The sequence below is a fragment of the Sulfitobacter sp. SBS6 genome (assembly GCF_048285585.1).
Taxonomy (GTDB): domain Bacteria; phylum Pseudomonadota; class Alphaproteobacteria; order Rhodobacterales; family Rhodobacteraceae; genus Sulfitobacter; species Sulfitobacter pontiacus.
Genome location: NZ_JBLWBA010000004.1, coordinates 352720 through 375421, shown reverse-complemented (window position 1 = coordinate 375421; position 22702 = coordinate 352720). Strand labels below are relative to the sequence as shown.

The following is a 22702-nucleotide window of genomic DNA, read 5'->3' as shown; positions in this document are numbered from 1 at the left end:
TAAATCCTCCCCGAAGGGCCGCTCTATCCCGGGCGTTTACCCTGCGGGGGTAGAGGAAACGCCGACCTGCGCCGGACGCAGCAGACGGTCGTGCAACATGAAACCTTCGGCGGCCACTTGGATGATATCGCCTGCTTTGGTGTCTGGCACGGGCGCCTCGAACATCGCCTGATGATGCTGCGGATCGAACTTGTCACCCACTGCGGGTGAGATGACTTCGATGCCGTGCTTCTTGAACACGCTCAGCAACTCGCGCATCGTCAGCTCGATCCCTTCCAGCAATGGGCCGGAAATGGTGCGCTGCTCTTCTGTAGCGGCTTCCAGGGCGCGTTTCATATTGTCGTAGACCGGCAGCATGTCGCGCGCCAGTTTCGACCCGCCATAGTTTTCCGCCTCGCGACGGTCCTTGTCAGACCGTTTGCGCGCGTTCTCTGCGTCGGCCAGGGCCCGCATGAAACGGTCTTTCAGCTGGTCACGCTCGGCACGCAATTCGTCCAGTTCCAGCGCTTCGTCGTCAATCTCGGACATCTCGTCGGCATAGGCTTCGGCCTCTGCGTCATCGATATCATCCAGAAATTCGTTCTCTTTCGGCTCTGCCATAATTCACCTCTAGCTGCGGTTCGAAATCAGCTTTCCAACCAGCTGCGCCGTGTAATTCACAATCGGCACGATACGTCCATAATTAAGGCGCGTGGGGCCGATCACACCGACCGCCCCGATCACCTTACGATCAGCGTTCATATAAGGGGAAACGACCAGAGAGGAACCCGAAAGTGAAAAAAGTTTATTCTCAGAACCAATAAAAATGCGCACACCGTCGCCCGCGTCGGCCAATTCAAGGAATTCCGCGATATCGCGCTTGCGTTCAAGGTCGTCAAACAGCTGGCGGATCAATTCGACGTTCTCGGCCTCGCCTTCGGTGTTGATCAGATTCGACCGTCCGCGCACGATCAACCGCTCGGGGGATTCCCCTTCGCCCTGCCACAGCGCCAGACCGCTTTCGACAAGCTGCTGCGCCAGAACGTCGATCTGCTGACGTCGCTGGCTGATCTCATGCGCGATGGTGCGCTGCAATTCCGAGATGGTTTTCCCCTCGACCAGCGCATTCAGGAAATTCGCGGCTTCACGCATACTGCTGGGGGTCTGGCCCGGCGGCGGTGTGAACAACCGGTTCTCCACGTGACCGTCAGAAAAGACCAGAACGACCAGCGCCCTATCGTGAGACAGTGAAACAAATTCGATATGCTTGATCGGTGCCTCGTGCTTGGGCGTCAGCACAAGCGAGGCACCCTGGGTCACGCCGGACAGCGCCGACCCCACCCGATCAAGAATGCCGCTGACATCAGCGTTGTTGCTGCCAACGGTCGCGTCGATCTTTTCACGGTCGGTCTCGGTTGGATCGCCGATCTCGATCATGCCGTCGACGAACATGCGCAGCCCCATCTGCGTCGGGATACGACCGGCGCTGACATGGGGGCTGCCCAGCAGGCCCATATATTCAAGATCCTGCATCACATTACGGATCGTCGCCGCGCTGACCTTTTCGCTGAAATCACGGGTCAGCGTGCGCGACCCCACGGGATCGCCATTCGCCAGATAACCTTCGACCACGCGGCGGAACACCTCGCGCGAGCGGTCGTTCATCTCGTCTAAAACTGTCGGTGTTTTGTCCATAGTGGGAGAAGTATGTGCGACAGGGGGCAAACGTCAATCGGGGTTGCATCGCGCAGCAACGCAGAGTTATCCCCAATGGCAAATGGAAAAGGAAATACCTATGCGCCCCTCTGGTCGGAAACTTGACGAACTGCGTGCCGTATCGATTGAAACGGGATTCACCAAACACGCCGAAGGATCGGCCCTGATCAAGATGGGCGACACCCATGTGCTGTGTACCGCCACGATCGAGGACCGCGTGCCGCCCTTTATCAAAGGCTCCGGTCTGGGCTGGGTCACGGCAGAATACGGCATGCTGCCCCGTGCCACCAATACCCGTATGCGCCGCGAGGCGGCCATGGGCAAACAAGGGGGGCGTACCGTTGAAATTCAACGCCTTATCGGCCGCGCCCTGCGCGCCGGCGTGGATCGTAGCGCCTTGGGCGAACGTCAGATCACCATCGACTGTGACGTGCTGCAGGCCGACGGCGGCACGCGTTGTGCCTCTATCACGGGGGGTTGGGTCGCGTTGAAACTGGCGGTGAACAAGCTGATGAAGGCCGGCGACGTGGTCAGCGACCCGCTGGTCGATCCGGTCGCCGCGATCAGCTGCGGCATCTATGCGGGCCAGCCGGTGCTTGACCTTGATTACCCCGAGGATTCCGAAGCAGGCGTCGACGGTAACTTTATTATGACCGGCAGCGGCAAACTGATCGAGATCCAGATGAGCGCCGAAGGCTCCACCTATTCGCGCGACCAGATGAACCAGCTGATGGACCTCGCCGAAAAAGGCGTGGCAGAGCTGGTCGAGAAGCAAAAGGCAGCCACCGCATGACCCGTAAATTCACCGGCGATCAGATCCTGGTCGCCACCCACAACGCTGGCAAGCTGCAGGAAATGACCGAGCTTTTCGCCCCCTTCGGCGTCACCGTCAAAGGGGCAGCCGAGATGAACCTGGGCGAGCCGGAGGAAACCGAAAGCACTTTCATCGGCAACGCTCGCATCAAAGCCCGTGCGGCGGTCGCGGCGACGGGCCTTCCCGCGCTGGCAGATGACTCCGGGATCGAGGTCGAAGCGCTGGACAATGCCCCCGGCGTCTATACCGCCGATTGGTCCGAAACGCCCAACGGCCGCGATTTCGTCATGGCAATGACCAAGACCCACAGGTTGCTGGAAGAGGCAAACGCCCCCCACCCGCGCCGCGCGCGGTTCTGCGCGACACTGGTATTGGTCTGGCCCGACGGACATGAAGAGGTTTTCGAAGGCCGCGTGAACGGCACGCTTGTCTGGCCAATCCGCGGCGACGTCGGTCACGGCTATGACCCGATGTTCCAACCCGACGGGCACGAACAGACCTTTGGCGAAATGTCCGCCGACGCCAAGAACGCAATCAGCCACCGTGCGGACGCTTTCGCCAAACTGATCTCTGCCTGCTTTGATTGAGGATTGGCGTCAGGGGGGCTTTGGTCTTTATATCCATTGGCCGTTTTGCGAGGCGAAGTGCCCCTATTGTGACTTTAACAGCCATGTTAGTCGCACAATCGACCAACGGGCCTGGCGCGACGCCTATTTGGCGGAGCTTGAACGCGGTGCCGCCGAAACCGAAGGGCGTGTGTTGAACGCCGTATTTTTCGGCGGTGGCACCCCCAGCCTGATGGACCCCGATGTCGTCGCCGATGTCATCGCCGCGATCCGTCGACTGTGGCCCACAGCGAATGATCTGGAAATCACGCTCGAGGCGAACCCCGGTTCGGTTGAGGCCGACCGTTTTGCCGCCTTCCGACAGGCGGGCGTCAACCGTATTTCAATGGGGATACAGGCCCTGAATGACGCGGACCTGAAACGTCTGGGCCGTATCCATACCGTTGACGAAGGCCTCGCCGCTTTTGACATCGCCCGCAACACCTTTGAACGCGTTAGTTTTGATCTGATCTATGGACGTCAGAACCAGAGCTTGCCCGACTGGCGAACCGAGCTGAAACAGGCCCTATCCCTGGCGATAGACCATATGTCGCTGTATCAACTGACCATCGAACAAGGCACCGCCTTTGGCGATCGCTATGCGGTGGGAAAGCTGCGCGGATTGCCCAGCGATGATCTTGGTGCCGATATGTATGCGGCCACTCAGGATATTTGCGGCGAGATGGGCATGCCCTCTTACGAGGTATCGAACCACGCCCGCGACGGGGCGCAATCGCGGCACAACCTGATCTACTGGCGCTACGGTGATTATCTTGGCATCGGTCCGGGGGCCCACGGGCGCTTGACCCAAAACGGCAATCGCTTTGCGACCGAGTGTTTTAGTAACCCCAAACGCTGGCTTGACGCTGTTGCCAGCGGCGCCACCGAAAAGCCCCGCGAGCTTCTAACGACCGAAGATCAAGGTAGCGAGTTTCTGATGATGGGTCTGCGTCTAAAGGAAGGCGTGGACCTGCGCCGGTACGAGGCGCTTTCCGGCGCACCGCTTTCGACAAAAAAAATCACCCAGATGCAGGACATCGGGATGATTTCTAGGGATAAAGACCAGCTTTATGTAACGGATCAGGGCTTTGTGGTGCTGAACGCGATCCTGGCCGAGCTTTTGTCGGATTAAGAAGCCGACAGACGTTGGCAAAGCTCGTCCAGCTCGTCCATCGTCGTGTAGTGCAGCACCATCTGCCCCGCCTCCTGCCCCGGCTTGTGGTTCAGGGTTACCTTCAAACCAAGGTTCGCTGACAGATCCCCTTCAAGCGCGCGGGTATCCGCGTCTTTTTCGTTCGAGGATTTCGCCGCCCGCTTGTTTGGTCCTTCGTTCTCGGCTTGCTGCTCTTTCTTGATCAGCGCCTCGGCCGCGCGCACCGACAAGCCACCGACGATAATCTGTTTGGCCAGCTTTTCAGGGTTCTTCGACGGCACCAAGGTCCGGGCGTGGCCCGCTGTCAGATCGCCCTGACGCACCATTTCCAGTACATTTTCGGGCAAGTTCAGCAAGCGCAGCAAGTTGGCGATATGACTGCGGCTTTTGCCCAAGGCTTCCGCCATCTTTTCTTGCGTGTGGCCAAAACGGTCCATCAGCTGACGATAGCCCGCCGCTTCTTCGATCGAATTGAGGTCCGCCCGCTGGATGTTCTCGATAATCGCAACTTCGAGAACTTCGACATCGGTGAATTCGCGGACAATGATCGGAAGTTCATGCAGCTGCGCCATCTGCGACGCGCGCCATCGGCGTTCACCCGCGACAATTTCGAACGTCCCATCATCACGGCGGCGTACGATCAGCGGCTGGATAACCCCTTTTTCGCGAATAGAGTTTGCAAGATCATCCAAATCCTGCGGATCAAATCGCTTGCGCGGCTGCTCCGGGTTGGGAGAAATCTTTTCAATAGGAACATACTGTTCCGCCGCGCCTTCTGATGCCACCGTTTGTGTCTCCGCTACGTCCGCCATCAAAGCTGACAATCCTCGACCCAAACCGCGCCGTTTGTCTTTATCTGCCATTGCCTGACCCCTTATTTATACGGCACTATTTGCCAGTACTTCTTTCGCCAGATCGCGGTACGCTTTGGCACCTTTCGACCCGCTATCGTAACTTAGAACCGGCATCGCGTAACTGGGTGCCTCACTGACCCGTACGTTGCGCGGAATAACGGTTCTATATACCAGTTCGCCCAAATTGCTTCGGGCGTCCTGCTCAACCTGTTGCGACAGGTTGTTCCGCTGATCATACATCGTCAGCAAAATTCCTTCGATCCGTAGATCCTTGTTCCCGCTCTGGCGCACTTCGCGGATGGTCAGCATCAACTGCGACAAACCTTCAAGCGCGAAAAACTCGCTTTGCAACGGGACAAGCACAGAATGCGCCGCAATCATCGCGTTCACCGTCAGCAAGTTCAGCGATGGCGGGCAATCAATCAGGATGTAATCGAAGGCGTAGCTGTCCATCTGCGTCTGCCGTAGGGCGTCGTGCAGAAGAAAACTACGCTTTTCATTAGCGATCAATTCCATATCTGCGGAACTGAGATCGACAGTGGCGGCAACGATATGCAGGCCTTCTGTCTCGGTCGTCATAATTACTTGATCAAGGTCGATATCCTCAAGCAAAAGATCGTAGGTCGTAAATTCCCGATCATCCAGTTCAATACCCAGACCAGTTGACGCGTTACCCTGCGGATCAAGGTCAATCACCAGAACGCGCTGCTTCTGCTCAACCAAAGCCGCCGCAAGGTTGATCGTCGTCGTGGTTTTGCCCACCCCTCCCTTCTGGTTCGCAATCGCAATAATTTTGGGCCCCGAAGGTCGAGACAGATCAGACATGTTTGATTTCCTTGATCTTAAGAATTGCGGCGGATGGGTTCGTCTGGCTTTGGATCGCGTCGCAGGTATATACCCAGGTCTCTTTCGCTGCGGCATCCTCTGCGCGCCAGTTCTCCCCCTTCGGGAAAAGCGCAGTGCCGGAGGGTAAGAGATGGCGATCTGCAAATCCGAGCAAAGCAGTCAAGTCGGACAACGCCCGCGCGCTTAGAACGTCTGCTTCCAAGGGCTCAATCTCTTCAATCCGCGCGTTCGCCACCGTTGCGTTCAGCTCAAGCTCCCGAATGGCTGTTCTCAGGAACGCGCATTTACGCTGGTCGCTTTCGACCAAGGTAAATTTCGTCGTACGCTCGTCTTGCTGCGACATCAGCGCTACGACAATTGCCGGAAAACCGCCACCGCTTCCAAGATCTACCCAATGGTCCGCATTGGGCGCGTGGGTATAGATTTGTAGCGAATCCAAAATGTGACGCTCCCACATCTCGGGGACGCTCGGCTTGGAAATCAGATTTATCTTCGCCGTCCACTTCTCTACCAAACGCGAGAAATGCTGAAGCTTATCCAGTGTTTCACGTGAAACATCCTCCTCAAAAGCGCCCATCATGCAGACTTCTTCTGGCTGCCGCGCTTAAGGTGAGAAAGAAGCAGAGTCAAGGCCGAGGGCGTCATACCGTCAATGCGGGCCGCCTGTGCGAGATTGGTCGGGCGTGTCAGCGACAGCTTCGAGGTAAGCTCATTTGACAGCCCGTCGATGGCTTCGTATTTGAAATTCGCGGGAATAATATGCGCCTCATCCTTCTGGAGGAGGTCGATATCCCGTTGCTGACGCGCGATATAGTTTGCATATAGCGCATCCCGCTCGACCTGACGGCGAATTTCGGGTTCTACCGTTTCAAACTCTGGATTAATCAAAACGATCTGCTCGAATGTCACATCTGGAAACGCCAACAGTTGGAAACCGGTCCGCTTCGTTCCGTCCTGGCTAACCTTGATCCCTGCCGCCTCGATCGCCTTTGATGCATAGGGCGTTTTCGTGAGCTCTGCCATCGCTGCGTCGATTTTGGCCATTTTGGCGTTAAAGTGCGCAACCCGCTCTTGCGATACGCAGCCCAAGGCGATCGCCAAAGGCGTGAGGCGCTGGTCAGCGTTATCAGCACGAAGCGACAACCGGAATTCGGCGCGAGAGGTGAACATGCGATAGGGCTCAGTCACGCCCCGGGTGGTCAGGTCATCAATCATCACGCCAATATAGCTATCGGCGCGGCTGAACGTTACCGGCTCTTTACCCTGAGCTGCAAGTGCCGCGTTCAATCCGGCGACCAAACCTTGTGCAGCAGCTTCTTCATAGCCGGTGGTACCGTTGATCTGACCAGCGAGATATAGGCCAGGCACGGTCCTCACGGAAAGGGCCAGATCAAGGGCGCGGGGGTCAACATAGTCATATTCAATCGCATAACCGGGCTGGATGATTTCTACATTTTCCAACCCAACCATCGACCGCACATAGGCAAGCTGAACATCCTCAGGCAGCGAGGTCGAAATACCATTGGGGTAGATGGTGTGGTCATCGGCGCCCTCAGGCTCCAGGAAAACTTGGTGCGAGGTTTTGTCAGCGAAGCGGACAACTTTATCTTCAATCGACGGGCAGTATCGGGGCCCTACCCCGTCGATGTGCCCCCCGTACATCGCGGAGCGCGACAGGTTATCGCGAATAATTTGATGCGTTTTTTCATTGGTATGCGTAATGCCGCAGGAGATTTGCGGTGCCGACGTCGCCTCTGACAAGAAAGAGAACAAGACAGGCTCATCATCTCCGGGTTGCGATTCCAACTTTTCCCAGTCAATCGTCCGCCCGTCCAAACGCGGTGGCGTCCCGGTCTTCAAGCGTCCGAGTGGCAAGTTAAACGAATCAATGCGGTTTGCCAGATCGACGGAGGCTTTATCGCCCATCCGACCGCCGGAGCGCGACACATCTCCAATATGGATGACCCCGCGCAAGAAAGTCCCAGTCGTCAAAACAACCGCAGCCGCAGCGATCTGTTCACCATCGGCAAGAACGGCACCAGAAACCTTACCATTATCGAGAATGAAGTCGGTCACCTCACCCTCTACGATGGTCAGATTCTCTTGGCGTTCGGTCTCGGCCAGCATTTCTTTCCGATAGATAGCACGGTCCGCTTGCGCCCGCGGGCCTTGAACAGCGGGCCCCTTGCGGCGATTCAAAAGACGGAACTGGATGCCGGCTTTATCCGCGACACGCCCCATAACACCATCGAGCGCGTCAATCTCGCGCACCAAATGCCCCTTACCCAGACCACCGATAGCCGGATTGCAGGACATCACCCCGATCCCGTCGCGCGACATCGTGATCAAAGCAGTATTCGCGCCCATACGCGCGGATGCGTGGGCCGCTTCGGCTCCGGCATGGCCGCCACCGATAACTATCACGTCAAAATGTTTCACGTGAAACACTCCATCTATTTTCCCAAGCAAAAGCTCGAAAAGATTACATCCAGCAGGTTCTCAACGTCAATTCGGCCTACCAGCGCCTCAAGTGCGCGAATCGAATGGCGCAGTTCTTCTGATGCTATATCATATTGATCGGGGCCGTGATCCAGAACCAACATCGCAGCGGCTAATCCCTCGGCTGATTTCTGCAATGCAACGCGATGACGTTCGTGCGTTGCAAGGCCGGCATTCAGACTTCGCGCGCCAAGGATGGCCTGTATTCTTTCTATCAGCTGCGGTACGCCCTGCCCCGTCACACCAGATATAGCTTTGTCCGCGTTATCGCGTAAGTCAGCTTTTGGTCGCAGGACGATATCATCCGTAGTTGACGCAACAGGCAGTTCCTCACCCTCTTCAACCAAAAACACGCGCAGGTCAGCTTGCTCGCCGCGGGTTTTCGCGCGGTCGATCCCGATGGCTTCGACCTCATCTGCCCCCTCGCGCAAGCCTGCCGTATCCAGCAAGGTCACCGGCAGGCCACCCAGATCCATCCGGACCTCGATCACGTCGCGCGTCGTACCCGCCACGGCAGAGGTAATCGCCGCATCGCGCCCCGCCAATGCATTCAACAAAGTCGATTTCCCGGCGTTGGGCCGGCCGATGATCGCGACCTCAAAACCCGTTCGGATACGTTCCGCCGTATGCGTACCGGCGATTTCAGCCAGAATATCGGTGTTCACCGCATTCAGCAGTTCCGTAACCTCGGGCGAGACGTCGACGGGAACGTCTTCATCCGCGAAATCGATGGTCACCTCAAGCAGAGCGGCAGCGCGGATCAGTTTTTCGCGCCAGATATCGACCTTTTGACCCAAGTGACCGGACAAAACGCGTAATGCTTGTTTTCGCTGGGCTTCGGTCTCTGCCTCGATGAGGTCACCCAAACCCTCAACCTGCGTGAGGTCAAGCTTGCCATTCTCCATCGCACGGCGGGTAAATTCGCCCGGCTCGGCAAGGCGCGTGCCGTCAAAACCAGAGAGCAGCGCCAGTACCGCACGCACCACGGCGATGCTCCCATGTAAGTGAAGCTCGACCGTGTCTTCGCCTGTAAAGCTGTTCGGACCTTCGAAGGTCAGGACAAGCGCACGATCAATGACCTGTCCATCGGCGTCACTAATTGCCCGCACGGCGGCCACCCGCGGGGCGGGCAACGGCTGCGCGATGGTTTCAGCGATGAAAAACGCCTGCGGGCCCGAGATACGAATGACGCAAACACCGGCCCGCCCCTGCGCTGTGGCTTGGGCGAATATCGTATCCATATCATTTAACCCACTGATTTAAGTGAATATTTAGCTATTCATTGAGTCGAAGAAATCGGAGTTTGTCTTGGTTTGCTTCAACTTCCCGATCAGGAATTCAATCGCATCTGTCGTGCCCATCGGGTTCAGAATGCGACGCAATACAAAGGTCTTTTGCAGATCGTTTTTGTCGACCAGCAGATCCTCTTTCCGCGTACCGGATTTCAGAATATCGATCGCAGGGAAGACGCGCTTGTCCGCAATCTTGCGATCCAGCACGATTTCAGAGTTACCGGTCCCTTTGAATTCTTCAAAGATCACCTCGTCCATGCGGCTGCCGGTGTCGATCAGCGCGGTGGCGATAATGGTCAGCGAGCCACCCTCTTCGATGTTCCGTGCCGCGCCGAAGAAACGTTTGGGGCGTTGCAGCGCGTTGGCATCAACACCACCGGTCAGAACCTTACCCGACGACGGCACAACAGTGTTGAAGGCACGGCCCAGACGGGTGATCGAATCCAGCAAGATCACAACGTCGCGCTTATGCTCGACCAGACGTTTCGCCTTTTCGATGACCATTTCCGACACGGCCACGTGGCGTGTTGCAGGCTCGTCGAAGGTCGAAGAAACAACCTCACCTTTGACACTACGCTGCATATCAGTGACTTCTTCGGGGCGTTCGTCAATCAGCAGAACGATCAAGTAGCACTCGGGGTGGTTCTGTTCGATCGAATTGGCGATGTTTTGCAGCAGAACCGTTTTACCGGTCCGTGGAGGCGCCACGATCAAGCAGCGCTGGCCCTTACCGATCGGCGATACCAGATCGATGATACGCGAGGACCGGTCCTTGATTGTCGGATCATCGACTTCCATCGTCAGACGTTCATCGGGGTAAAGCGGCGTCAGGTTTTCAAAGGCGACCTTGTGGCGCGCTTTTTCCGGCTCTTCAAAGTTGATCTTGGTGACATCTGTCAGCGCGAAGTACCGCTCCGCATCATCTGGCGCCTTGATCAGACCTTCGATTGTGTCGCCGGTGCGCAGCGAGTGCTGGCGGATCATCTCGGGCGAGACGTAAATGTCATCGGGGCCCGGCAGATAGTTCGCTTCGGGCGACCGCAGGAAGCCAAAACCGTCCTGCAACACTTCCAGCACACCATCGCCCGAGATTTCCCAGCCTTCATCCGCACGTTCGCGCAGGATCTGGAACATCATTTCGCCTTTACGCATGGTCGATGCGTTTTCGATCTCAAGCTCTTCGGCCATCGCCAGAAGATTCTTGGGCGTCTGCGCCTTTAGATCGGCAAGGTTAAGTGTTTCAGTTGTCATGGAAATATCCTGTTCCGATCCCGGAATGCGGGCGGGTCGTGTCATAAAAATGGGCAGATGTATACGGTCCCCGGACGGGGTGCAGGAAACACATACTCAGAATGGCAGGTTTCGTCAATCAGCTTAGAATTTCACGACGACCGAGAATACAATGATGATCATCAGCAGCGTCGGGACCTCGTTCATGATCCGGTAACGTTTACCGCTCAGCCGGTTCTCCCCCGCTGCAAAGGCCTTCACACGCCCGACAAGCCACCCGTGGAACCCCGTCATCGCAAATACGCTTACCCCCTTCGTCCAGGGCCACACAGCGGCCCAGTCGACGATGCCCGGTGTGAACACCAGCGCCAGTCCGAAAATCCAGGTGCCGATCATCGCGGGGCGCATGATCACGGTGGCAAGCTTGAACTCCATCATCTTGAAAAGATCGTGAGTCTGGCCGCTTTGGCCCACCTGCTCTGTATGATGCACGAGAAGCCGCGGCAGATAGAACAGCGCCGCCATCCACGAAATGACCGAGATAATATGAAGCGATTTTACCCAAGGATAGGCGATGGCAAGCAAGTCGGTCATGTCACACTCCGGTTGGTGCCTTCTTACTAATATAAATAAGAAAAGAAGAAAGATGATGATGTAAGTAGGGGGATCATTTTCTGTGGATTACTGTTTTGTACCTCGATTTATCCACCTGTGCATGTTGTAAATCCCGTCTCGATGATAACTCGGCACCGCGCGGATAAATTCACCCTTTTTCAAATACTTAAATAAAAAATTTTCAGGGGATAAACTGTGTAGCTTTGTGGATAAGCTTGGGATTAACTCCGTTCAGGGGGTTTGCGATTTATCCTTATGCCGCCCCGTATAAAGCTGGAGTTTCCCGCTGGCAGGCAGGGGTTTTCCCGACGCTTTCGCGCACTCTCGCCATTCGGGGGAAAAATCCCTAAGAACTTCCTAGCGTCGCACACAGGTTTATCCCCATGCCCCAACGTTTCATCCTCGCCTCCGGGTCGTCGATCCGGTCACAGCTGCTGCAACAGGCCTGCGTCCCCCATGAGGTGAGCGTGGCGCGCATTGATGAACAAATGATTAAGATGGCCCTGCTGGCAGAGCAGGTGCCCCCCCGCGACATCGCCGATACACTGGCCGAGATGAAAGCCCGCAAGGTCAGCGACAAGACCCCGGGCGCCTTGGTGATGGGCTGTGATCAGGTGCTCGACCATCGCGAGACGCTGCTGTCAAAACCCGCCACGCCAGACGAGGCGGTTGCCCAGCTGAAATCCCTGCGCGGCGATCGCCATAGCTTGCTATCCGCCGCCGTGATCGTCGAGGATGGCAAACCGATCTGGCGTCACGTGGGTCAGGTGCGGCTGCGCATGCGCGACGCGTCCGACAGCTATATAGAGGAGTATGTCGCGCGGAACTGGGACAGTATCCAACATGCGGTCGGCGCCTATAAACTAGAAGAGGAAGGCGTCAGGCTGTTCAGCGGCATTGAAGGGGATTACTTTAATGTCCTAGGGTTACCCCTGCTTGAACTGTTGAATTATCTGACGCTACGGGGGGATCTATCCGCATGAGCTTGGCTAAAATACCGCTGGCAGGTGTGATCGGATCGCCGATCGCCCATTCAAAATCCCCACAGATCCACGGGCACTGGCTGAAAACGCTTGGGCTGAAGGGGGCCTATATCCCCCTTCACGTCGAACCCGAAGATCTGCGCCAAGTGCTTGAGGCGATGCCGAAAATGGGGTTCATCGGGGCCAATGTCACGATCCCCCATAAGGAAGCGGTGATCGAGATCGCAGATATCATCACAGACCGCGCCGCGATGATTGGGGCCGTGAATACGATCACCTTCCGCGCAGACGGTAAAATTCAGGGCGATAATACGGACGGCTACGGGTTTATCGAAAACCTCAAGGCAGGCGCGCCGGATTGGGTGCCGGGTAATGGCCCCGCCTGCGTCTTTGGTGCCGGTGGCGCCGCGCGGGCCGTGATATCTTCGCTACTGGACGCCGGCGTGCCCGAGATCCTGCTTGCCAATCGCACCCGTGTGCGGGCCGAACGGTTGCGGTCGGTCTTTGGTAACCGCGTGACGGTCTACGACTGGTCACAGGCGGGGACGATGGTCAGCCATGCCGGCCTCGTGGTGAACACCACGTCGTTGGGGATGATCGGAAAATCCGAGCTGCGCGTGCCGCTTGATGGGCTGCGCGCCGATACGGTGGTCACGGATCTGGTCTATGCACCGTTGAAAACCACGCTTCTGGCAACCGCAGAGGCGGCGGGATGCGTCACTGTTGATGGTTTAGGCATGCTTTTGCATCAGGCGGTGCCGGGGTTCGAACGGTGGTTTGGCGCGCGGCCGACGGTGGACCATGAAACACGTCTGGCGGCGTTGCGCTGATGTTTCTTCTGGGTCTGACCGGGTCGATCGGCATGGGGAAATCGACCACCGCACAAATGTTCGCTGATCTTGGCTGCGCCGTCTGGGACGCGGATGCCGCCGTGCATCGGCTCTATGCCAAGGGGGGGGCCGCCGTCGCGGCGTTTCAGGAAACGCTACCTGATGCGGTCGTTGCGGGCGAAGTGTCGCGGCCCGCACTCAAAAGCCTGATCGATGCGGACCCCACCGTATTGAAAACGATCGAAAGCATTGTGCATCCGCTGGTCGGCGAAGATCGCGCGGCCTTTCTGGCGGAAACAAAGGCCAAGATCGTCGTGCTCGACATCCCGTTGATTTTTGAAACCGGTGGTGACAAACGCATGGACGCGGTGGCCTGTGTCACGGTCTCGGCTGACATCCAGCAAAAGCGCGTGATGGCGCGCGGGACGATGACGCTGGACCAGTTCGAAAACATCCGCGCCAAACAGATGCCAAACGATGAAAAATGCGCCTTGGCCGATTATGTGATTGAAACAGATACCCTGCCCCACGCCCGCGCGCAGGTGGAGGCTGTCATCGACGATATCAAAGGAAAGCTGTCCCATGCGTGAGATCGTACTGGATACGGAAACCACCGGATTCGACCCTGAAAGCGGCGATAGGATCGTTGAAATCGGTGCGGTTGAACTGATGGGTCACGTGGCGACCGGCAATACCTATCACCAGTATATCAACCCCGAACGCAGCATGCCCGCCGAAGCCTTCGAGGTGCACGGGCTGGGCGACGACTTTTTGCGCGACAAACCCAAGTTTGCGCAGATCGGGCAGGATTTTCTGGATTTCATCGGTGATTCAAAGCTGGTGATCCACAACGCCGCCTTCGATATCAAGTTTCTGAACGCGGAATTGAAATGGATGGGGCTGCCCCAGATCCCGTGGGAACAGGCGCTTGATACGCTGGCCATCGCGCGCAAACGCTTTCCGGGCTCGCCCGCGTCGCTAGACGCGCTATGCCGCCGCTTTGGCATCGATAACACGTCGCGGACGCTTCACGGTGCTTTGCTTGACAGTGAAATTCTGGCGGATGTCTATCTAGAGCTGATCGGCGGGCGGCAACCGGACTTCGGCCTGTCGACCAAACCGGAAAAGAAAGAGGGCGACACCACCCCCGATTGGACGCCAAAACCGCGCCCGACGCCCCTACCCTCGCGGATTACCCCGCAAGAGGCCGCCGCCCATACCGAATTTGTCGATAAACTGGGCGACAGCGCTGTGTGGAAGACGCTTTAGGCGTCTGCTTTTTGTGTATTCTCGGCCTGACGGCGCGCGATCTCGTTGCGATACAGCGCAACAAAGTCGATGTTTTCGAGGTTCAGCGGCGGGAAGCCACCGTCGCGGGTCACATCGCTGACAACGCGGCGCAGGAACGGGAAGATCATGCGCGGGCATTCAATCAGCAAGAACGGGTGCATCTGGTCTTCGGGCACGTTTTCAACGTGGAAGATACCGACATAGTCGATTTCCAGCAGGAACAGCGTCGCGTCGCCGCCTTTGGCTTTTGACGTGACCTGAAGCTTGATCGCGGATTCATACTGGTTCTCGGCCGACCGCTTTTTCGCATCCAGATTGACCTGAACCTGAACGTCGGGCTGCACATCTGTCGGCGCGCCTTTTTGCGCCATGATGTTTTCAAAGGACATATCACGGATGAACTGACCCAGAATGCGCATCTGCGGCTGTGCGGCCTGGGTCGGTTGTGTTGCTTCTTCTTCAGCCATTTAAAGGCTCCTTAAGACAATAAACTCATTTAGTCGGGCTTATCAGATCGCCTTGCCGCGCTCAATGGCCCGCTTCAAATGGCCCGCAGTCAATGGCCCGTCGTCAGTGATCCGTCCAGCCAGAGGGGCGTTTGGGCCCGCGGTCCTGTTCCGACAGCTCGTGGTATTCGCCATCGATCACATCCCCCTGCATCGGACGATGGGGCTGCGGGCGCCGTGGCCCCGAGGTGCCGCCCATATGGACGCTGCTCACGTTGACCTTGCTGCGTGCGGCTTTGAACGCAGCGGTACGCACGCCGGGGATCAGCAGGGCAAAGCCCAGGGCATCGGTGAAAAACCCCGGTGTCAGCAGCAACGCCCCGGCAAAAAGGATCATCGCGCCATGCACCAGCGGTTCGGTCGGATCACGGACTTCGGACAGGGACGATTTGATCTGGCCAAGCGCCAGCGCACCCTGAGCGCGCATCAGATAGGTGCCGATGATCGCGGTAGAAACAACAATCGCCAGCGTCCAGCCGAGGCCAATTGCCCCACCCACCTGAATGAACAACGTTATTTCTATCAACGGTACGGCAATAAAAGCCAAAAACAGCCACATGGCATGCGTCCTTTCCTATGGGCCAGAGTGGACTTGGCCCGGTTCACACCCTACATAGGGGCACTAGACCGACGTTTCCATGTTTCTCAGCACGAGGTACCTATGAATTCGCCCATGATACAGCTTCTGGTACTGGCCGCTATTGCCGTGTTCCTGATCCTGCGGCTCAAGAATGTGCTTGGCACACGCACCGGTTTTGAAAAACCGGCCGAGGTCAGCGAGAAACCCGAACGCCCCAGCGGCCCCGCGTTCGAAGTCATCGAAGGTGGCCCCGATCTGGATATTACCGATCACGCGCCCGAAGGGTCCGATACCGCGCTCGCCCTGGCCGAGATGAAGCGTGTCGAGCCGTCCTTTGGGGTCAGCGACTTTCTGGGCGGCGCCCGCGGTGCCTACGAGATGATCGTGATGGGCTACGAACACGGTAATCTGGACGAGATCAAACCCTTCCTCTCAGAAGACATCTACGAAAGCTTTGTCGAAGGTGTTGCCGCGCGTGAAGATCAGGGCCTGACCGTGGAAAGCCACTTTATCGGCATCCGCGAGATGGAGCTTGAGAACGCCACGATGGATAAGACCACCAACGAGGCAGAGCTGACGATCCGTTTCGTGGCCGAGCTGACGTCGGTCGTGAAAGACCGAGATGGTGAAATCGTCGAAGGCAGCACGACAGAGGTCAATCGTCAAAAAGACACATGGGTATTTGCCCGTGTCATGGGCTCGGATGATCCAAATTGGCTGCTCGTTTCTACAGACGGTTAAAACGTGCCTGTGCGGGTGCATTGCTGTGGGCGGGCCTGATGGCGCCGCCCGCTTCTGCGACAGATGTGTCCTATTCGATCCTGTCGTTCGACCAGCTTGAGGGTTGGGAAACCGACGACCACGCCGCCGCCCTGCGCGCGTTTCTGAATACCTGCGGTGATATGAAGGATGTCGATTGGCGCAACATCTGCGCCTATGCCAGATCCGACCCCGACCCGCGCCAGTTCTTTGAACTTCTGTTCCGGCCTGTGTTGATCGAGGACGGAAACGAGGCGATGTTCACCGGCTATTTCGAACCTGAACTTGATGGCGATCTCTACCCCTCCGACCGCTACCGCTATCCGGTCTATGCCATGCCGCCAGAGGCGAAGGCGAACAACCCGTGGCTGACCCGCCGCGATATTCTGGATACCGACGTGATGAAGGGCCGCGGCCTTGAAATCGCCTATGTTGACGATCCGGTCGAACTTTTCTTTCTGCAAATCCAAGGCTCTGGCCGGATCAGGCTGCCCGATGGAAATTACCTGCGCGTGGGCTACCGTGGGGCGAACGGCCACCCGTACCGGTCGATCGGCGTCGAACTGGTGCGCCGCGGCGTTTATGATCCGCATCAGGTAAGCGCAGAGGTGATCAAGAACTGGGTCCGTCGTAACCCTGATGACGGGCGCGAGCTGCTGTACCACAACCCGTCTTATGTGTTCTTTCGCGAGGTCAATCAGGTGCCCGCCGATCAGGGGCCGCTTGGCGCGATGAACCGGTCGGTGACCACCCTGCGCACCGTTGCAGTGGACCCCAAGTTTGTACCGCTCGGCGCCCCTGTCTGGATCGAAAAAGAGGGCAAGGAACCGATGCACCGCTTGATGATCGCGCAGGATACCGGGTCGGCGATCAAGGGCGCGCAACGGGCGGATGTGTTCTTTGGCACCGGCGACAAGGCGGGGCGTGCCGCGGGCAAGCTGCGTGATCCGGGGCGGATGATGGTCCTGATGCCGATCCAGCGCGCCTATGCGCTTTTGCCGGAGCCGCTGCTATGAGCCGCAAGCGTTTGGATAAGGATGATCTATCGCTTTGGAAAAAGGTGACAGAGCGGACGGAAAAGCTTGATGTTGACAAGCTGTTCCGCGCCGAGATTGACGGCACCTCCCCGATCCACGGCCCCACGCCAACGGCGCCGCAAATCCGCAAGCGCAGCTCTGTCGTCATGGGCAAGCCGGATCCCAAGCCGCGGCGAAACACCCATGATCTGATGCCCTCCCTGCCCGATCAGCTGCGTCAGGCACCGGTGCAGATGGATTCAAAGGCGTTTGGCAAGCTCAAGCGGGGCAAGATGCGCCCCGAAGGGCGGATCGACCTTCACGGTATGACGCTGGACCGCGCGCACCCTGCGCTGACCAAGTTCATTCTGGGCTCGCACGCCAAGGGGCGGCGCCTTGTCTTGGTGATCACCGGCAAAGGCAAGATGCGGGACGAAGGCGGCCCGATCCCCGTGCGCCACGGTGTGCTGCGTCATCAGGTGCCGCAATGGCTGTCGATGCCGCCGCTGTCGTCAGCCGTGCTTCAGGTCAGTCAGGCGCATATCAGCCACGGCGGCGGCGGTGCCTATTACGTCTATCTGCGGCGTCACCGTTAGGCCGTGACAGGCGCGACCAGCCGCTTGCGATAGCGTAGCACCCCGACCGTCGCCATGATCGCGGCCACGGCATAGTAGATCGCAATCGGGATCATCTGCTGCGGGAAATCAACGCCCAGATCAATGAACAGCCCCGTCACCCCCGGCCCGATGGCCGACCCGAACACCATCAGCGCGGCGCCCACGGCCTTGATCGACCCGATATAGCGCGTGCCATAGAATTCGGCCCAGAAAACAGAGGTCGCGGTCGCCTGCATCCCCTGCCCCACGCCAAAGATCATCAACCCGACACCCGCCATCGCAATCGTATCGGCAAAGGCGAGCACGGCGAAAGACAGCGCAAAAGGCAGCATTTGCACCGGCGTGACCCGCGTCACGCCAAACCGGTCAATTGCCCAGCCCGACACAAAGGTCGAGACCACGGATGTCACCGTATAAAGCGGCATCAGCGCGACAAAGCTGACCAGCGTCCAGCCCTTCACCTCTGTCAGGTGGACCTGCTGAAAGAACAGCGCCGTCCCCCAAGCCGGAGGACCGATCACCAGCGGGATCATCAACCAGAACAACCCGTGGCGGATCATCTGCATCCGCGTCCAGTGCTGCCCGTCCATCCCCGCCGATTGGGTGCTTTGCGCCATGGATTGCGGCGTACGCTCTTGCCGCAGCAGCAGGAGCATCACGGGCATGGTGATCAGCACCAAAGCGGCGGCCAGCACCCAAAGGCTGCGCCAGTGAAAGCTTGCGAAAAGGGCGACGAAGACGACAGGCAAAATTGCCTGACCCGCCGCAAAGCCCATAGACGACAGCGACAGCGCCTTGCCCCGTGCGGCTTCGAACCAGCGCACCATCGCCACGGCCCCAAGCTGCGACATCATCCCCTGCCCGGTCAGACGCAGCGCATAGATGACAAAGATCAGCGCGATCCAGTTCGGCACGGCGGCCATCGCCAGACAGGCGCCCGCCAGCGCGACCATTACCCAGAATGACAGCCGACGCACCCGAAACCGGTCTGTCAGCACACCCGCCCAGATCATCGTGATCGCCGAGAGCGTCGTGCCGATGGTATAGATCCCGCCCCATTGACCGTCAGACAGCCCGAAACTGCCCTTAATCTCGCCCGCGAAAAGCGAGATGAAATAGGTCTGCCCATAGGCCGAAGTAAATGTCAGCAGGAAACCCGCCAACAAGAACACCCAATTGGCGCGGATAAATCTGAAGTATGCCATGCGCCATCATTCTCAGGCGCATGGCAGATTGAAAAGCCCTAAAGAACGTAGCGTGACAGATCGGTGGATCGTGTCAGCTCGCCCAGGTTCTTCTCGACGAAATCGCCGTCGACGGTGATCTTTTCGCCGGTGCGATCCGGCGCGCTGAACGACAGCTCTTCAAAGACACGCTCCATCACGGTGTAAAGCCGCCGCGCGCCGATATTCTCGATCGACTGGTTCACATCGGCGGCAATCTTGGCCAGCGCCTTGATACCTTCGTCGGTGAATGTGACCTCGACCTCTTCGGTGCCCATCAACGCGGTATATTGCAGCGTCAGCGCATTGTCGGTCTCGGTCAGGATGCGAACGAAATCATCCTCTGTCAGCGCGCGCAGCTCGACGCGGATCGGCAAGCGGCCCTGCAATTCGGGCAACAGGTCGGACGGCTTGGCAATATGGAAGGCGCCCGAGGCGATAAACAGGATGTGATCCGTTTTCACCGGTCCGTGTTTTGTCGATACGGTGGTGCCTTCGATCAGGGGCAGCAGGTCGCGCTGCACGCCTTCACGGCTGACATCGCCGCCACGCGCGTCAGAGCGGGCGCACACCTTGTCGATCTCGTCCAGAAAGACGATGCCGTTCTGCTCTACCGCTTCGATCGCGGCGCGGTTGACGGTTTCGTCATCCAGCAGCTTGTCGGCCTCTTCGCTGATCAGCACCTCGTAGCTTTCGGCGACTGACAGACGTTTCTTGACCGTCCGACCGCCCATGGCTTTGCCAAACAGATCGCCAAGGTTCATCATCCCCATACCACCGCCGGGTTGTCCGGGGATATCCATAGCCGGAAACGGGCTAGAGGTATCGGCGACTTCAAGCTCGATCATCGTATCGTCCAGCTCGCCCGCTTTCAGCTTCTTGCGGAACATATCGCGGGTGCCTTCGCGGGCGTCCTTGCCCGCAATCGCGTCAACAACGCGTTCTTCGGCGGCCTTATGCGCGCTGACCTTCACGTCCTCGCGCATATACTCGCGGGTCATGACGATGGCGCTGTCTACCAGATCACGGATGATCTGTTCCACATCGCGGCCGACATAGCCGACTTCGGTGAATTTCGTCGCTTCGACCTTGAGGAAAGGGGCCCGCGCCAGTTTTGCCAAGCGGCGGCTGATCTCGGTCTTGCCCACGCCGGTGGGCCCGATCATCAGGATGTTCTTGGGGTATACCTCGTCGCGCAGGTCATCGCCCAACTGCTTGCGGCGCCAGCGGTTGCGAAGCGCCACGGCAACGGCGCGTTTGGCGTCGTTCTGGCCGATGATAAAACGGTCAAGTTCAGAGACGATTTCGCGGGGGGTCAGATCGGTCATTGTGTGATTTTCTCCACCGTGAGGTTACCATTGGTATAAACGCAGATGTCCGACGCGATCTTCATCGCATCCCGCGCGACGGTTTCAGCGTCGCGGTCGCTGTCCATCATGCCGCGCGCCGCGGCCAGCGCGTAATTCCCGCCCGACCCGATGGCCGCGACAGAATGTTCAGGCTCCAGCACGTCGCCCGCGCCGGTGATCACCAGCAGCTCGCGCCCGTCTGACACGATCAGCATCGCTTCGAGCTTTTGCAGGTATTTGTCGGTGCGCCAGTCTTTGGCAAGCTCGACGCTGGCGCGCGCCAGTTGCCCGGGCGTGGCTTCAAGCTTGGCTTCAAGCCGTTCCAGCAGCGTGAAAGCATCAGCGGTCGATCCGGCAAAGCCCGCCACAACGTCAAACCCGCCGGGGCTGAGCCGGCGCACCTTGCGTGCGGTTCCTTTGATCACGGTTTGGCCAAGGCTGACCTGACCGTCGCCCGCGATCACGACTTCGCCGTCTTTCTTCACACCGATGATGGTGGTCCCGTGCCAGCCGGGGAATTCTTGCTTTGACATGTAGCCTCCATAGTTCAAACCTATATGAAAACCCCGCCGCTGTTTCGCAAGGCTAATGTCCCGAAAGGATTTGAATGCCCCCGGTAGACGACCTGAAAGTGCAGGCATTTCAGATATTTGAGGGATTGGCGGCCAAGGCGGGGATTGCGCCCGAAACCTATACCTGCGGGGCCGAGTGGATCAAGGATGACAGCAACCAGCGCCAGATCGTGCAGCGCTATGACGGGCGTGACGGGGTCTCTGTCGTGCTCAAACACGTGGCCCGTCCGTGGGATACCGACAGGTTCACCGCGATGCTTGCGGCCCATCAGGCAGCCTGTGATGCGCTCGACGATGTGCCCGGCTATAGCGTGCCACAGATCCTCGCGGCGGACACGGAGCAGCAGGCCTATCTGATGCGCTTTGCCAAGGGCGACACGTTTCTGGACCTGTGCCGGCAGACAGAGGATCACGCCCCCTTGCTGCGACGGGCGGGCGGCTGGCTGGCGGCGTTTCACGGGGCCACTTTGCAGGGCACCCATCCGTTTCAGCCGCGGTTCATGGTCAATCACCTGCACCGTCTGGTGGCGCGTGTTGAAAGCGGTGCGCGTCGGATCAACGGCAAGCAACGATTTGCGGCCTATGTGGGCCGTATCGCGGACTACGCGCCGCAGGCCCAAGGACACGCGGGCCGGATCGCGGCGAAACATGGCGACCTGAACGGGTATAATCTGGTGATGGCGCCCGACGAGACGGCAGCTTTCGATTTTTCAGCGACCACACCGTCGCCCGTGGGCTATGACATCGCGCGGCTGCTGCAAAGCTATACCCAGATGGTAGGCGACCTTGATGCCTTGCCCAAAGGCCATAGCGTTCCCCCCGCCGCCTGGGACGCGTTCTTTGAAGGATACACGCTGGTGCCGCCCGATGATCCCACGGTGCACTTCCTGACGCGGGTGCAGATCCTGACCGACTGGAACCGGATTCAAGAACATGGATCTATCGCCAATGTCATGCGGTTCGAGCGGATCAAAAAAATAGCGCGCCAAGCCTTTGCCTGACGCGCCATTGAATGTGCTTGCTGCGGGTGCGGCAGCTTAGATCGACTCTTCGATCCAGCCTTGCAGCGCGGCCTTGGGGCGGGCGCCCGCCAGGTTCGATACGACTTCGCCGTTCTTGAAGATGAACAGGGCAGGGATGCCACGGACACCCATCTGGGCGGGGCTGTTCGGGTTCTCGTCAACGTTGACTTTGACGATCTTTACCTTGCCGTCCATCTCGGAGGAAAGTTCCTCGAGCGCGGGGCCGATCTGCTTACAGGGGCCGCACCACTCAGCCCAGAAATCCACCACAACGGGGATATCGGAATTCTTAACTTCTGCGTCGAATGTTGCGTCTGTGACTGCGACGGTTGCCATGTTGCTGCTCCTGCAC

At 58.3% G+C, this 22702-nt stretch carries 26 protein-coding genes; 11 read left to right on the top strand and 15 right to left on the bottom strand.

Going from position 1 to position 22702, the window contains the following annotated elements; all coding sequences use genetic code 11:
• Positions 1-36 precede the first annotated feature (36 nt).
• Positions 37-600: a nucleotide exchange factor GrpE gene (locus tag ACNQ62_RS03035; protein ID WP_005850788.1), complete on the bottom strand. Its 564-nt coding sequence runs from the start codon at positions 598-600 to the stop codon at positions 37-39.
• A gap of 9 nt (positions 601-609) precedes the next feature.
• Positions 610-1644 (bottom strand): heat-inducible transcriptional repressor HrcA, encoded by a 1035-nt coding sequence (gene hrcA, locus ACNQ62_RS03030; protein ID WP_005850786.1) that lies wholly within the window; start codon positions 1642-1644, stop codon positions 610-612.
• 130 nt (positions 1645-1774) lie between these two features.
• Here hrcA and rph point away from each other — a divergent pair, with 130 nt between their 5' ends.
• Genes rph through hemW form a run of 3 tightly spaced genes read left to right on the top strand, consistent with a single transcriptional unit; the run spans position 1775 to position 4246 of the window.
• The gene (gene rph, locus ACNQ62_RS03025) at positions 1775-2488 is read left to right on the top strand and encodes a ribonuclease PH (RefSeq protein ID WP_037942417.1); all 714 of its coding nucleotides are present in this window, start codon (positions 1775-1777) and stop codon (positions 2486-2488) included.
• Positions 2485-3096, top strand: coding sequence for an RdgB/HAM1 family non-canonical purine NTP pyrophosphatase (gene rdgB / locus ACNQ62_RS03020; protein ID WP_418094170.1), 612 nt, complete (start codon positions 2485-2487; stop codon positions 3094-3096). Before rph ends, rdgB begins: the two co-directional genes overlap by 4 nt.
• On the top strand, positions 3089-4246 hold the full coding sequence (gene hemW, locus ACNQ62_RS03015) for a radical SAM family heme chaperone HemW (protein ID WP_418094169.1): 1158 nt from the start codon (positions 3089-3091) through the stop codon (positions 4244-4246). The genes rdgB and hemW overlap by 8 nt, the downstream gene beginning before the upstream one ends.
• Here hemW and ACNQ62_RS03010 read toward each other — a convergent pair.
• From ACNQ62_RS03010 to ACNQ62_RS02980, 7 genes are all read right to left on the bottom strand, one after another.
• Positions 4243-5130, bottom strand: coding sequence for a ParB/RepB/Spo0J family partition protein (locus ACNQ62_RS03010; protein WP_418094168.1), 888 nt, complete (start codon positions 5128-5130; stop codon positions 4243-4245). The two genes, hemW and ACNQ62_RS03010, sit on opposite strands and share 4 nt — an antisense overlap.
• A gap of 15 nt (positions 5131-5145) precedes the next feature.
• Entirely contained in the window at positions 5146-5946 is an 801-nt protein-coding gene (locus ACNQ62_RS03005) for a ParA family protein (protein WP_418094167.1), read from the bottom strand.
• Positions 5939-6547, bottom strand: coding sequence for a 16S rRNA (guanine(527)-N(7))-methyltransferase RsmG (gene rsmG, locus ACNQ62_RS03000; RefSeq protein WP_418094166.1), 609 nt, complete (start codon positions 6545-6547; stop codon positions 5939-5941). Before rsmG ends, ACNQ62_RS03005 begins: the two co-directional genes overlap by 8 nt.
• Positions 6544-8406: a tRNA uridine-5-carboxymethylaminomethyl(34) synthesis enzyme MnmG gene (gene mnmG, locus ACNQ62_RS02995; protein WP_418094165.1), complete on the bottom strand. Its 1863-nt coding sequence runs from the start codon at positions 8404-8406 to the stop codon at positions 6544-6546. Before mnmG ends, rsmG begins: the two co-directional genes overlap by 4 nt.
• A gap of 14 nt (positions 8407-8420) precedes the next feature.
• Positions 8421-9707 (bottom strand): tRNA uridine-5-carboxymethylaminomethyl(34) synthesis GTPase MnmE, encoded by a 1287-nt coding sequence (gene mnmE / locus ACNQ62_RS02990; RefSeq protein WP_418094164.1) that lies wholly within the window; start codon positions 9705-9707, stop codon positions 8421-8423.
• Positions 9708-9737: 30 nt separating this feature from the next.
• A complete protein-coding gene (rho, locus tag ACNQ62_RS02985) occupies positions 9738-11009 on the bottom strand; it encodes a transcription termination factor Rho (RefSeq protein WP_005850767.1) in 1272 nt (423 codons plus the stop codon).
• A 123-nt stretch (positions 11010-11132) separates the two neighbouring features.
• Positions 11133-11582, bottom strand: coding sequence for a CopD family protein (locus ACNQ62_RS02980; RefSeq protein WP_132997648.1), 450 nt, complete (start codon positions 11580-11582; stop codon positions 11133-11135).
• A gap of 404 nt (positions 11583-11986) precedes the next feature.
• On the opposite strand from ACNQ62_RS02980, the gene ACNQ62_RS02975 reads away from it, so the two are divergent.
• The 4 genes from ACNQ62_RS02975 to dnaQ are packed head-to-tail and all read left to right on the top strand — an operon-like array spanning position 11987 to position 14685.
• The gene (locus ACNQ62_RS02975) at positions 11987-12586 is read left to right on the top strand and encodes a Maf family protein (protein ID WP_418094163.1); all 600 of its coding nucleotides are present in this window, start codon (positions 11987-11989) and stop codon (positions 12584-12586) included.
• Positions 12583-13416: a shikimate dehydrogenase gene (locus tag ACNQ62_RS02970; RefSeq protein ID WP_418094162.1), complete on the top strand. Its 834-nt coding sequence runs from the start codon at positions 12583-12585 to the stop codon at positions 13414-13416. Before ACNQ62_RS02975 ends, ACNQ62_RS02970 begins: the two co-directional genes overlap by 4 nt.
• Entirely contained in the window at positions 13416-14006 is a 591-nt protein-coding gene (coaE, locus tag ACNQ62_RS02965) for a dephospho-CoA kinase (RefSeq protein ID WP_418094161.1), read from the top strand. Before ACNQ62_RS02970 ends, coaE begins: the two co-directional genes overlap by 1 nt.
• The gene (dnaQ, locus tag ACNQ62_RS02960) at positions 13999-14685 is read left to right on the top strand and encodes a DNA polymerase III subunit epsilon (RefSeq protein WP_005850757.1); all 687 of its coding nucleotides are present in this window, start codon (positions 13999-14001) and stop codon (positions 14683-14685) included. Before coaE ends, dnaQ begins: the two co-directional genes overlap by 8 nt.
• Here dnaQ and secB read toward each other — a convergent pair.
• Together secB and ACNQ62_RS02950 are read right to left on the bottom strand one after the other, a co-directional pair.
• Positions 14682-15173 (bottom strand): protein-export chaperone SecB, encoded by a 492-nt coding sequence (gene secB, locus ACNQ62_RS02955; protein WP_005850756.1) that lies wholly within the window; start codon positions 15171-15173, stop codon positions 14682-14684. The two genes, dnaQ and secB, sit on opposite strands and share 4 nt — an antisense overlap.
• 103 nt (positions 15174-15276) lie before the next feature.
• Positions 15277-15771 (bottom strand): FxsA family protein, encoded by a 495-nt coding sequence (locus ACNQ62_RS02950; RefSeq protein WP_009825706.1) that lies wholly within the window; start codon positions 15769-15771, stop codon positions 15277-15279.
• A gap of 102 nt (positions 15772-15873) precedes the next feature.
• On the opposite strand from ACNQ62_RS02950, the gene ACNQ62_RS02945 reads away from it, so the two are divergent.
• From ACNQ62_RS02945 to ACNQ62_RS02935, 3 genes are read left to right on the top strand one after another with little or no spacing between them, the layout of a single operon-like run.
• Entirely contained in the window at positions 15874-16533 is a 660-nt protein-coding gene (locus ACNQ62_RS02945) for a Tim44/TimA family putative adaptor protein (RefSeq protein ID WP_005850752.1), read from the top strand.
• A 38-nt stretch (positions 16534-16571) separates the two neighbouring features.
• Positions 16572-17567, top strand: a complete 996-nt coding sequence (locus ACNQ62_RS02940) for a murein transglycosylase A (protein WP_064217232.1) — start codon at positions 16572-16574, stop codon at positions 17565-17567.
• Positions 17564-18163, top strand: coding sequence for a Smr/MutS family protein (locus ACNQ62_RS02935; RefSeq protein WP_037965690.1), 600 nt, complete (start codon positions 17564-17566; stop codon positions 18161-18163). The genes ACNQ62_RS02940 and ACNQ62_RS02935 overlap by 4 nt, the downstream gene beginning before the upstream one ends.
• On the opposite strand, the gene ACNQ62_RS02930 is transcribed toward ACNQ62_RS02935, so the two are convergent.
• From ACNQ62_RS02930 to hslV, 3 genes are read right to left on the bottom strand one after another with little or no spacing between them, the layout of a single operon-like run.
• The gene (locus ACNQ62_RS02930; protein WP_074636652.1) at positions 18160-19389 is read right to left on the bottom strand and encodes an MFS transporter; all 1230 of its coding nucleotides are present in this window, start codon (positions 19387-19389) and stop codon (positions 18160-18162) included. The two genes, ACNQ62_RS02935 and ACNQ62_RS02930, sit on opposite strands and share 4 nt — an antisense overlap.
• Before the next feature lie 38 nt (positions 19390-19427).
• Complete coding sequence (gene hslU, locus ACNQ62_RS02925) at positions 19428-20735, bottom strand: ATP-dependent protease ATPase subunit HslU (protein ID WP_009825703.1); 1308 nt, start codon at positions 20733-20735, stop codon at positions 19428-19430.
• On the bottom strand, positions 20732-21289 hold the full coding sequence (gene hslV / locus ACNQ62_RS02920; protein WP_005850743.1) for an ATP-dependent protease subunit HslV: 558 nt from the start codon (positions 21287-21289) through the stop codon (positions 20732-20734). Before hslV ends, hslU begins: the two co-directional genes overlap by 4 nt.
• 74 nt (positions 21290-21363) lie before the next feature.
• Here hslV and ACNQ62_RS02915 point away from each other — a divergent pair, with 74 nt between their 5' ends.
• Positions 21364-22329 carry a phosphotransferase gene (locus ACNQ62_RS02915; protein ID WP_418094160.1) on the top strand — a complete coding sequence of 322 codons (966 nt, stop codon included), beginning with the start codon at positions 21364-21366 and terminating at the stop codon, positions 22327-22329.
• 36 nt (positions 22330-22365) lie between these two features.
• On the opposite strand, the gene trxA is transcribed toward ACNQ62_RS02915, so the two are convergent.
• Positions 22366-22686 carry a thioredoxin gene (gene trxA, locus ACNQ62_RS02910; RefSeq protein WP_005850739.1) on the bottom strand — a complete coding sequence of 107 codons (321 nt, stop codon included), beginning with the start codon at positions 22684-22686 and terminating at the stop codon, positions 22366-22368.
• Between the last annotated feature and the right edge of the window lie 16 nt (positions 22687-22702).